Annotated in this window: 9 protein-coding genes and 1 pseudogene; 5 read left to right on the forward strand and 5 right to left on the reverse strand. The window is 59.9% G+C overall.

What is annotated here, in order from left to right:
* The first annotated feature begins 192 nt into the window (after positions 1-192).
* Together JWR14_RS26370 and JWR14_RS26375 are read left to right on the forward strand one after the other, a co-directional pair.
* Complete coding sequence (locus tag JWR14_RS26370) at positions 193-1,194, forward strand: D-glycerate dehydrogenase (RefSeq protein ID WP_299714423.1); 1,002 nt, start codon at positions 193-195, stop codon at positions 1,192-1,194.
* 40 nt (positions 1,195-1,234) lie between these two features.
* Positions 1,235-2,164: a dihydrodipicolinate synthase family protein gene (locus JWR14_RS26375; RefSeq protein ID WP_299714426.1), complete on the forward strand. Its 930-nt coding sequence runs from the start codon at positions 1,235-1,237 to the stop codon at positions 2,162-2,164.
* Positions 2,165-2,261: 97 nt separating this feature from the next.
* On the opposite strand, the gene JWR14_RS26380 is transcribed toward JWR14_RS26375, so the two are convergent.
* From JWR14_RS26380 to JWR14_RS26400, 5 genes are all read right to left on the reverse strand, one after another.
* Positions 2,262-3,428, reverse strand: coding sequence for a mandelate racemase/muconate lactonizing enzyme family protein (locus JWR14_RS26380; protein WP_299714429.1), 1,167 nt, complete (start codon positions 3,426-3,428; stop codon positions 2,262-2,264).
* A gap of 34 nt (positions 3,429-3,462) precedes the next feature.
* Entirely contained in the window at positions 3,463-4,752 is a 1,290-nt protein-coding gene (locus tag JWR14_RS26385) for an MFS transporter (RefSeq protein ID WP_299714432.1), read from the reverse strand.
* A gap of 35 nt (positions 4,753-4,787) precedes the next feature.
* Positions 4,788-6,080: an MFS transporter gene (locus JWR14_RS26390; protein WP_299714435.1), complete on the reverse strand. Its 1,293-nt coding sequence runs from the start codon at positions 6,078-6,080 to the stop codon at positions 4,788-4,790.
* 74 nt (positions 6,081-6,154) lie between these two features.
* Positions 6,155-7,462 carry an MFS transporter gene (locus JWR14_RS26395; protein ID WP_299714438.1) on the reverse strand — a complete coding sequence of 436 codons (1,308 nt, stop codon included), beginning with the start codon at positions 7,460-7,462 and terminating at the stop codon, positions 6,155-6,157.
* A 116-nt stretch (positions 7,463-7,578) separates the two neighbouring features.
* Positions 7,579-9,126: an altronate dehydratase family protein gene (locus JWR14_RS26400; protein WP_299714441.1), complete on the reverse strand. Its 1,548-nt coding sequence runs from the start codon at positions 9,124-9,126 to the stop codon at positions 7,579-7,581.
* A gap of 254 nt (positions 9,127-9,380) precedes the next feature.
* On the opposite strand from JWR14_RS26400, the gene JWR14_RS26405 reads away from it, so the two are divergent.
* The 3 genes and pseudogenes from JWR14_RS26405 to JWR14_RS26415 all read left to right on the forward strand — a co-directional run.
* Positions 9,381-10,319, forward strand: a complete 939-nt coding sequence (locus JWR14_RS26405) for an SMP-30/gluconolactonase/LRE family protein (RefSeq protein WP_299714446.1) — start codon at positions 9,381-9,383, stop codon at positions 10,317-10,319.
* Positions 10,320-10,394: 75 nt separating this feature from the next.
* The gene (locus JWR14_RS26410; protein ID WP_299714449.1) at positions 10,395-10,799 is read left to right on the forward strand and encodes a heme-binding protein; all 405 of its coding nucleotides are present in this window, start codon (positions 10,395-10,397) and stop codon (positions 10,797-10,799) included.
* 32 nt (positions 10,800-10,831) lie between these two features.
* Positions 10,832-11,364, forward strand: a pseudogene (locus JWR14_RS26415) (malate synthase G); the annotation flags it as partial.

An 11,364-nucleotide genomic window follows, 5' to 3' on the forward strand; every position in this document is an offset into this window, starting at 1 on the left:
CGCCGTAGTTCGTCAGGCCCTGCCGCAAGCCGCTTTTCATCTCGTCCATTGCTGCTCCTAACTCTTCAATGAAATTATTGATAATCTTGACGACAATCTTAACGATATCTATAGTGCTTCTGCAAGCGGTTCTTTTCGTCTGTCATCCGCAGCCTTTCAACTCTCTCTACACAGCATTCATCCGAGGTTTTCATGAAGCATGTCGTGGCCTATCGTCCGCTGCCTCCTGCCGTGCTGGACGTTCTTCGCCAGCACTGCTCCGTCGACGTGGTCGACGTTTCTTCCGGCGGCGACCTTGCGCCATTCCGGCGCGCGCTCGCCTCGGCTCACGGGATCATCGGCAACAATCTCAAGATAACCCCTGATCTGCTCAATGCAGCGCCTTTGCTCCAGACCGCCTCCACCATCTCGGCCGGCTTTGACGCCTTCGACGTCCCCGAGCTCTCGCGCCGCGGCATCCTGCTCACCAACACGCCGGACGAAGTCACCGAAACTACCGCCGATCTCGTCTTCAGTCTGATCCTCGCCACCGCGCGCCGTATCTCTGAGCTGGCCGACTGGACCCGGCGCGGTCAGTGGATCCGTTCTGTCGGCGAGGCGCAATTTGGTGTCGATGTGCATCACAAGACGCTTGGGATCGTCGGGCTTGGGCGCATTGGCAGTGCGGTCGCCAAGCGCGCTGCCCTCGGCTTCGGCATGGACGTGATCTATTCCAATCGCTCTCGCAATCACGAAGCGGAGCAGCGTTATCGCGCGCAATGGCGGCCGCTCCCCGAACTGCTGGCGAGCGCCGATTTCGTTTGCCTGCTCGTCCCGCTTTCCTACGCCACCGAAGGTCTTATCGGGAGCGCGGAGCTTGGGCTCATGAAGCCGTCGGCCATTCTCATCAACTGTTCGCGCGGACAGGTCGTCGACGAAGCTGCCCTCATCGAGCATTTGCGTGAACGACGCATTCTTGGCGCCGGTCTCGACGTGTTCGAACGCGAGCCTTTGTCGCCCGACTCGCCACTACTGCAACTGCCTAACGTGGTCGCGGTGCCGCATATCGGCTCTGCCACGCGGCAGACGCGGGAGAACATGGCCATGCGTGCTGCGCGCAATCTCATCGACGCACTCGACGGCAATCTCTCCTCGACCTGTGTGAATCCCGAAGCGCTCGAAGCACGTTCGTCGTCCAGACGTCTCGCTGGCTGATGGCGCGAAACACCCCCACTTCAATGAAAAGGAACACGTGATGACTTCTGCCAACCGGCCCCGCGGCGTCTATTCGCCCGTGGTCACGCCGTTCACAAAAGACCTTCTGCCCGCTTACGACCGCTATGTCCGTCATTGCCGCTGGCTCATCGAACAGGATGTGGGACTCGCCGTGTTCGGCACGAATTCGGAGGCGAATTCGCTCGGGGTCAGCGAGAAAAAGAAGCTGCTCGAAACGCTGGTCGGCGCGCAGATTCCGATCGATCGCCTGATGCCGGGGACGGGCTGTTCGGCGCTCACGGACACGGTGGAACTGACGCGCCATGCGCTCTCGCTGGGTGTTAACCACGTGCTGATGCTGCCGCCGTTTTACTACAAGGGCGTCACCGACGAAGGCCTGTTTCGCAGCTATGCGCAGATCATCGAGCGGGTGGGGTCGGACGCACTGCGCATCTACCTGTATCACATTCCGCCTGTGTCCCAGGTGCCGCTAAGCCTTGGGCTGATCGAACGGCTGTTGACGGAGTTCCCGGGCGTCATCGCCGGCGTGAAGGACAGTTCAGGCGACTGGAGCAACACCCAGGCGATGCTCGAGCGCTTCCAGCCGCTTGGTTTCGATGTGTTCGCCGGCAGCGAAACCTTCCTGCTGGCCACAATGCGCGCAGGGGGCGCCGGCTGTATCACGGCAACCGGCAATGTCAATCCGGCGGCTATTGTGGAGCTGTATCGTCACTGGCAGTCGGATGACGCCGATGCCCGCCAGGCAGCACTCGATGCCACGCGTGCCGTGTTCGCCAAGTTTCCAATGATCCCTGCGCTCAAAGCCGCGATCGGCGTTTATTCGAATGATCCCGAGTGGGGTGTTGTACGCCCGCCCCTCGTTGATCTGACAGAAGCGCAATGCGACGCGCTCGCTTCGGCACTGCAAAAGATTGGCTTCTCGATGCCCGGGATCGATGTAACGGCATAAAGCGGCATAAAGCAAGACACCGCCGGATGCAGGCACAACCGGCGGCAGAACATTTAGTTTTACTTACGTTTAGTTTACGTCTTGTCTACGTCTCCTCTCAGGCCCAGTCGTCCAACGCGTATTCGTTTAGTGCTGCCTCATCGAAATCGAAGCCCAGGCCGGGACGCGTTGGCACCGTCAGCTTGCCGTCCGCGAACTCCAGTTGCGTATCCACCAGCCGGCGAAAATTCAGCACCTGATCGTCAGGGAAAAATTCGACATAGCGCGCATTGGACGTCGATGCCACCAGATGCACGTGCAGATCGTGAAACCAGTGCGGGCACATGGTCACACCCACGGCCGCCGCCGACGCCGCAATCCGCCGCCATTCGCTGATCCCGCCACACACCGCCGCGTCCGATTGAAGGATCATCGCCGCGCGTTTATCGAGCAGCTCCTGATGACGCCAGCGTCCCGCTTCAATCTCGCCGGTTGCAACCGTCACCGGCGTGCGCCGGCTCAGTTGCGCGTGGCTCTCGATGTCGTCCGGACTGAACGGCTCTTCGATCCAGTAAGGGTTGAACGGCTCGTACCGGCGCATGTATTCCAGCGCGGTCGGAACATCGGACCAGGCGTTGTTGGCATCGAGCATCAGCAGTACGTCATCGCCAATCGCCTCCCTTGCCGCCTTGATCCGGGCTTCTTCACCCCGCAGATCAAGTCGTCCGACCTTCATCTTCACAGCGCGAAATCCCAGCGCCACGTAGCTCGCCATCTCCTCGCCGAGATTCTCCGGCGTCTTGCCCTCGACGTAGTAGCCACCGCTGGCATATGCCGGCACGGTCGCGCTCGACGTCCCGCCGAGATAGCGGCTCAACGGCAAGCCGGCCGCTCGCGCGTTCCGGTCCCACATCGCAATGTCAATGATGGACAGCGCCCGCATGACCGACCCCGCGCGCCCTTGCAGCAGCGACTCCTCGTACATCGCGCGCCACAGGCCTTCGACATCGAGGGCGGATCGCCCATGCAACAGCGGCGCGAAGAGCTCGCGCACGGCGTAGGTGACCAGCATGCCCGCACGGCTGCCGCTGTAGCAAAATCCGATGCCATGCCGGCCGTCGGCCGTGGTGACGCGCACGACCGTGTAGTCGCGGGCGGTAACGAGCCGCGTCGAAAATGCAGTGTGGCGGTCGAGCGGCACGCGGATGGTGCGCGCCTCCACGGAAACGATTCGCGACGCTGTCTGATAATCGGCTTGATGAGGTTCAAAGATGGCTTGATTCATGGCAATAGCTCAACCTGGAAAAAAATAACGATACTCATGGAGACGGTTGTGCGATGGTGCGCGCCGTCGCTGGCGGGTGGCCGTGGATGAAAAACAGCATGGCGAGCACACCCGCAAAATCAATCAGGGATCCGAATAGAAAGGCGCTGTGATAGCCGCCGAAATACTGAATCAGAAAGCCGGTCAGCGCGGGTCCTATGATGCCCGACAGGTTGCTCAGGAAATGGATGAAACCGCCTACCCCGCCCTGACGGCGCAAAGGGACGATCTCGTGCTGGATTGCCCAGATCGACTGGCACGAGGCGGTCAGGAAAAGCAGTGCGCCCGCTATCAGCGCGACCGCTGCCGGCAGCGTGGTTGCCGAAGTGATGCTGAGTACGGCCACGCCCGATATAGCAAGCGGCAAGGTCGCCACAATCTTGCGCGCCTTGACCGGATCGTCCATGCGCTTGTAGATGAAGTCACCGGCGAGGCCACCACCGAAGTAGCCGATCGCGCCGCAGATCCACGGAATCGACGTGACGATGCTCATTTCGCGCAGTTCCAGATGCATCACGCTCGTGAGGTAGCTCGGCAGCCATGAGATGAACACGTATTGCGTATAGTTGACGGCGAAGAGGCCCGCACCGAGCGCTAGCGTGCTCGGACGGCGCAGATAGGAACCAAGCGTCGTTCCGTCATCTTCGACGTTGCGTGCTTCGGCGGCTTCCCGACTCTCGTCGATGAGCCGTGTTTCTTCCAGGCCGACGCGACGGTTCTGAAACGGCTTGTCCGTCACGAAGATGCGCCAGCACGCTAGCCAGACGAAGCCGAGTACTGCGATCATCACGAACGACACCCGCCAGCCGAAAGCCACGGCTACCAGCCCAACGACCGGCCCGGCAATCGCGTTGCCGAGAGTCTGCCCCGAGAACGTAAAGCCGATCATCGTGGCTGTTTCGTGACGAGGGAACCAGTTGGAGATGGTGCGATTGGTGTTCGAACTCATCGGCCCTTCACCGATGCCAAAAAACACCCGGCACACCAGCAGCGAAACGAATCCCGTGGCGACGGCGGTCAGCCCGCAAAACAGTGACCAGATGCCCATGGCCCAGGAAAAGACGCGCATCGTTCCAAATTTGTCGGAAAAGTATCCGCCGAGGAACGAAAAGACCGAATAGCCGATAAAGAAGCTGCTGAATACAATACCCAGTTGCGACGGGGACAAGTCGAGTGTCTTGCCGACGATCGGCGCCACGATGCCGAGCGCCGCGCGATCCATATAGTTGATCGCGCCTGCGGCGAACAGCAACCCGGCCACTACGTAACGGTATTTTCCGTTCATCGCGCTGCCTCCTGGCGTGACAAGGAAGGGACGGTTTATGCGGCGGTGGACTGCCCCTCGGCTGCTTTATCTGCTGCGCGCCGGCCAATCACCAGCAGCATGGCCAGCACACCAATCAGATCGATCACCGCACCGAGCACAAAACCGCTGCTGTAACCACCAAAGTACTGGACCGCAATTCCCATCATGGTCGGCCCGACGATGCCCGAAATGTTGCTCATCAGGTGAACGAAGCCGCTCACGCCACCCAGATGCCTGCCTGGCACAAGCTCATGCATCACGGCCCAGCACGCCTGCGACGAAGCCGTCAGGAACATCACGGCGCACGCGACGAGTATCACTGCGGGCGTGACGGAATCGACCATGCTGACGCCCAGCAGCGCGAGACCCGAGAGTGCGAGCGGCACCGTAGCCGAGACCTTGCGTGCCAGCAGTTTGTTGTTCACACGCTTGAAGTAAGCGTCGGCAAGCAGGCCGCCGCCGAAATATCCGATCCCGCCGCATGCCCACGGCACCGCGCTCAGGACACTCATGCGCGCCATGTCGAGATGCAGCGCGTTGGTGAAATAACTCGGCATCCACGAAATGAAGACGAACAACGTGTAGTTCACCGCGAACAGGCCAACGCCGAGCGCGAGTGTGCTCGGACGAAACAGGTAGCTGCGCAGCGGCGTGGTTTCGTCGCCGCCTTCAGCCGGGTGCGCCGCACTGCGGCTCGCTTCGACCAGTTCGCGTTCCGCCTCGCCGACGCGGGCGTTTTCAGCGGGCCGGTCAGTCGCGAAAATGCGCCACGCGACGATCCACAGCAGCCCGAGCGCCGCGATGATCACAAACGACGTACGCCAGCCATAAGCAATGGCGATCAGCCCGACCACCGGGCCTGCGATCGCACTGCCTACCGTCTGCCCCGAAAACGTAAACCCGACCATGGTCGCGGTTTCGTCGCGGGGGAACCAGTTGGTGATGGTCCGGTTGGTCGTCGAGTTCATCGGACCTTCGCCAAAGCCGAACATTGCGCGCGCAATCAGCAGCGTACCGAATCCGGTCACGGCCGCGGTGAGCCCGCAGAGGATCGACCAGCTTCCCATCGCCCAGGAGAAAACCCGGCGAGGTCCGTACTTGTCAGCCAGTTGGCCACCGACAAACGCGAAGATGGAATAGCCGAAGAAAAAGCTGCTGAACACAACCCCGAGTTGCGAGGGAGACAGGCTCAGCTCCTTGTTGATGATAGGCGCGACTACGCCAAGCGCAGCCCGATCCATGTAGTTGATCGCGCCCGCAATAAATAGCAGCAAGGCGACCACGTAGCGATACCTGCCAGTCTTCATGTTGTCTCCACATCTTGGTAAGTAAGGATTCCGAAATTTATGATCTGGCACTTCTGACGAGTGACATGGACTGGCTACTTGTTCACAAGCTTGGCGGGAAGCTGCGTCAAGATAAGCGATGCAGACACGAGCAGCGACCCCGCAATCAGGAACAGGCTGGAATCAAGTGAATGCGTGACGGTCTTCAGCCATCCGACCAGCGCAGGGCTTACAAAACCCGCCAGATTGCCGGTGGAATTGATCAACGCAATGCCGGCTGCGGCACCCGCGCCACCGAGAAACGACGTCGGCAAGGCCCAGAACATCGGTAGCGCGGTAATCACGCCCGAGGCGGCGAGCGTCAGACCCAGCAACGCAATGTAGGTGTTGTTACCCGCATAGGCACAGATCACGAAACCCGCTGCCGCTACGCATTGCGGCACGACAACATGCCAGCGGCGTTCACGTGTGCGGTCCGCATGGCGGCCAACGAGGATCATCGAAATCAAGGCGACGAGATAAGGCACGACGGTGAGCAGCCCAATGGTGAAGGCGTCAGTGATGCCCGAACCCTTGATGATGGTCGGCTGCCAGAAACCGACGGCATACGAGCCCATTACAATACCGAACAGAATCGCGCACATGAGCCAGACCTTGAGCGACGTGAACACTCCACGCACAGAACCGTGGCTCTTGGTGCGCGCCTCCGCTTCAATTTCCGACGCGATGAATTCACGCTCATGGAGCGGCAGCCACTTGGCGTCCTTCACCCGGTCGTCGAGGAACCAGAAAATGATGATCGCCAGAAACAGCGCGGGAATGGCTTCCAGAATGAACAGCCACTGCCAGCCCGCCAGCCCCGCGTTACCCGCGAGACGCTGCATGATAAAGCCCGATACGGGCCCGCCGACAATGCCGGCCACGGGGTTGCCCGCCATCAGGAAAGCAACCATCTTGCCGCGCCGGTGCGCTGGATACCAATAGGTCAGATACAACACGAGCCCCGGAAAGAAACCCGCTTCGGCCACGCCGAGAAAGAAGCGCAATACGTAGAACATCGTGGGCGTGCTGACCCATGCGGTCGCCGCCGAGAGAACGGCCCAGGTGAGCATGATCCTGGCAATCCATCGACGCGCGCCAAGCCGGTGCAGCAGCAAGTTGCTCGGCACCTCAAAGAAGAAATAGCCGATGAAAAAGATCCCGGCGCCGAAGCCATACATCGCCTCGCTGAAATGCAGGTCGCTGAGCATCTGGAGCTTGGCAAAGCCCACATTGACCCGGTCAAGATAAGCCACGACATAACAAACAAACAGCAAGGGCATGAAGCGCCAGGTCACCCGCGTGTAGATCGAGTTGCTTGCCGCGCTGTCGGGTATTCGTACGGTCGAGGTTTGCGTGCTCAAGGGGTTGTCTCCACTAATCTGTTTGACCGGTTGCCAGGCGGCAGCTTACTTATTGTGTTTATTGTTTTATTCTCAAAACGGCTGTCCGCCCTGCTCATACGCTGAGCTGCTCTGACTCAACTCATGATGCCGATCTGCCACGGTACGAATTCGTGGTCGCCCAGTCCGAGCACTTCGCTCTTGGTCCGCTCGCCCGACGCGGCTGCCAGGAGTGCATCGAAGATTTCCCGGCCGGTACTTTCGATCGACGCGACGCCGTCCAGAATGCCGCCGCAGTTCAGATCCATGTCTTCCGTGAGGCGGTTGTACATCGGCGTGTTGGTGGCGAGCTTGAGCGACGGCACGGGCTTGGCGCCGAACATTGAACCGCGCCCCGTGGTGAAGGCAATCAGGTTCGCGCCGCCGGCAATCTGGCCCGTCGCCGAGACCGGATCGAAGCCGGGTGTATCCATGAACACGAGTCCGTGTTTCCTCACCGGCTCGGCGTATCGATACACCTCCATCAGCGGTCCGGTCCCGCCTTTCATTGATGATCCAATCGATTTTTCGAAGATATTCGCCAGTCCTCCGACCTGATTGCCAGGGCTGACCTGCCCGTTGATCTGGACGTCTCGACCGACCGAATACTCGTCCTTCCACCAGCGGATCCGCTCGACCAGTTTTTCGCCGACTTCGCGACTGACTGCACGCCGGGTCAGCGTATGTTCAACGCCGTAGATTTCAGGGGTTTCAGAGAGGATTGCCGTGCCGCCATGACGTACCAGCAGATCCATCGCGGCGCCGAGCGAAGGATTCGCGGTGATCGACGAAAAACCGTCGGAACCGCCGCATTGCAGGCCAATTTTGAGGTGACTCGCGGACACTGTCGTGCGTTTCACACGATTGGCCTCGGGCAGCAGCGCCTGCACCGCAGCCACGCCCGCCTCGATGGTCCGACGCGTGCCCCCACTCTCCTGCATGATGAAAGTGTGCAGCCGGGAATCCACCTTCAAGTCTTCCTGGTCCATCAGTCCGGCCAGTTGATTGCGCTCACAGCCCAGCCCGACGATCAGCGCCGCGGCGAGATTGGGATGGCGTGCGTAACCCGCCATGGTCCGGCGCAATAGCGCCATCGGCTCGCCGCTCATCTCCATGCCACAACCGATCGAGTGACTGAATGCGACCACGCCGTCCACGTTGGGATAGTCCGCCAGCCGCTCGGGCGTGAACCACTCCGCAATCTTGTGCACGACCGTGGCCGAGCAATTGACCGTCGACAACACGCCGATGTAATTGCGCGTCGCAACCTCGCCGTTGTCTCGCACGATTCCCTGGAAGGTGGCACGCCCTGCCTCGGGCACCATCTCAACCGGTCGGTAATCCTCGCCAAATGCGTAGTCCCGATCGAACTCGCGAAACTCGACGTTATGACTATGCACCATTGTGCCTGGCGTGATATCCGTCGCAGCGAAGCCAATCACTACGTTGTATTTGCGAATCGGCTCGCCTTTGCGAATTTGTCTTGCCGCGATCTTGTATCCCGCGGTCACCTGGCTGCGGCAAACAAAATCTTCTGACGGGACCGCGGTACCGATCGCTACGTCGATGCGCGCAATCACCACGTTATCGGCGGAATGCAACCGGATAACCGGCCCGGTTACGTCCTTGCTGGACATCTCGATCATCAGGCATTGCCCTTAAAAAATTTCGATCAGCTGTCGGTAATGCGCAATAAGGAGACGAATCGAAAGTAACCGCTTTCTCTACAAGCCATTCTGACCCATTTTCACTGCTGCATTACTGACACAAATTCATAGCGTCCAAGCATCTTATGAGAGTCCAGTCGCAATTTCAAGAGAAAGCGCTTACTCATTTGATTTATACTAGCGCTTTCGCCGCCGGCTTGACGGAAAGCCGGAACGCACGACAGGAGATGAAAATGTGGCAACAGGCTGACCGATACCCCGACCCTCGCGTGATTTCCCTGGACCCTTCCTTCGATAAATACCGCGTGGCGTTTTCTGCCGTTGAGCGGCTGGCCACGGGCTACCGGTGGACCGAAGGCCCCGTATGGTTTGGCGACGGCCGCTACCTTCTCTGGAGCGATATCCCGAACAACCAGATGCTGAAATGGGAGGAGGAAACGGGCGTGGTCAGCGTATTCCGCAAACCCTCCAACTACGCCAACGGCAATACGCGCGATCGGCAAGGACGCCTCGTTACGTGCGAGCATGGCCGCCGCGTCACGCGTACCGAGTATGACGGCAGCATGACCGTCCTCCTCGATTCCTACGACGGCAAACCGCTTAATTCGCCGAACGACCTCGTGGTGAAATCGGACGGTTCGATCTGGTTCACCGATCCGCCAATGGGCATTCAAGGGCATTACGAAGGGCTCAAGGCCGAGCAGGAATTACCGCACTCGGTGTATCGGATAGATGGTGTGACCGGGCAAGCGTCTGTGGTAACGCGCGACTTGAAGGGACCGAATGGCTTGTGCTTTTCACCTGACGAGAAACTGCTGTACATCATTGAGTCGCGCGGTGTGCCGAACCGGATGATTCACGTTTATGAAATGGATTCGGACGGTCGCGGGATCGGTCGAGGCCGGGTCTTCTACGACGCAGGCGCCGGGACAATTGACGGAATGCGTGCGGACATCGACGGCAATTTGTGGTGCGGCTGGGGCATGGGCAATGACGAACTCGATGGCGTCATGGTGATCTCACCGCAAGGAAAGATGATCGGCCGGATCGCGCTGCCGGAGCGCTGTGCGAATCTATGCTTTGGCGGACACGCACGTAACCGGTTGTTCATGGCGTCGTCGCAATCCATTTACGCGGTGCACGTGAATACGCAGGGCGCGCTGGGCGGATGATCCGTGGCGCGGTAAACCCTATCCTTAATGCCGGCATGCGCCGGCTAAAACACTTTTGACTTGAGAACTGCAGCTATGCAAAGCAAAGCCGTATTGACCGTTACCGAAGCGACGAAAATCCTCGAAGCCGCACGCGCGGAAGCCGAGAAAAATCTATGGAAGGTCGCGATCGCCGTGGTCGACGACGGCGGCCATCCGCTCGCCCTGCTCCGCCTCGATGGGTGCGCTCCGATTGGCGCTTACATCGCGACCGAGAAGGCGCGCACCGCAGCGCTCGGCCGACGCGAAACGAAGCAATATGAAGACATGATCAACGGCGGCCGAACCGCATTTCTGAGCGCACCACTTGTCGCGACGCTGGAAGGCGGCGTACCCATTGTGGTCGACGGCCAGGTTGTCGGCGCGGTGGGCGTATCAGGCGTAAAGCCGGACCAGGATTCACAAGTGGCCAAGGCGGCCGCAAACAGTCTCAACGGCTGACTAGCTAATACTTGAATTTGTTGGAGCACATGATGGGTGAAATGATCGAGAAAAACGGCCTGCGGGTCGCGGCTGTTCTCAAAAAATTTGTTGATGAAGAGGCTCTGTCGGGAGTCGGTATAGAGAGCGAGGCGTTCTGGAACGGTCTTAGTCAGTTAGTCCACGACCTCGCCCCGAAGAACCGTTCGCTGCTCGCTGAACGTGACCGGTTGCAGACGGAGCTGGACCAGTGGCATCGAAAGAATCCGGGACCGGTGCGGGATTTGAAGGCGTATCGCGCGTTTCTGGAAGGTATTGGGTACATCGTTCCTGCGAGCGCGGTTGTGCAGGCCACGACCCAGAACGTCGATACGGAAATTGCCGAACAAGCCGGCCCGCAACTCGTCGTGCCGCTGTCCAACCAGCGCTACGCGCTCAACGCCGCGAATGCGCGTTGGGGCAGCCTGTACGACGCCCTCTACGGCACCGATGCGATTCCCGACACGAATGGCGCCGCACGCACCGCGCAATTCAACCCGGCTCGCGGAGCCGCGGTGATTGCCCGCGCTCGCGCGTTCCTCGATGA

The organism is Caballeronia sp. (assembly GCF_028292365.1).
Lineage (GTDB): Bacteria > Pseudomonadota > Gammaproteobacteria > Burkholderiales > Burkholderiaceae > Caballeronia.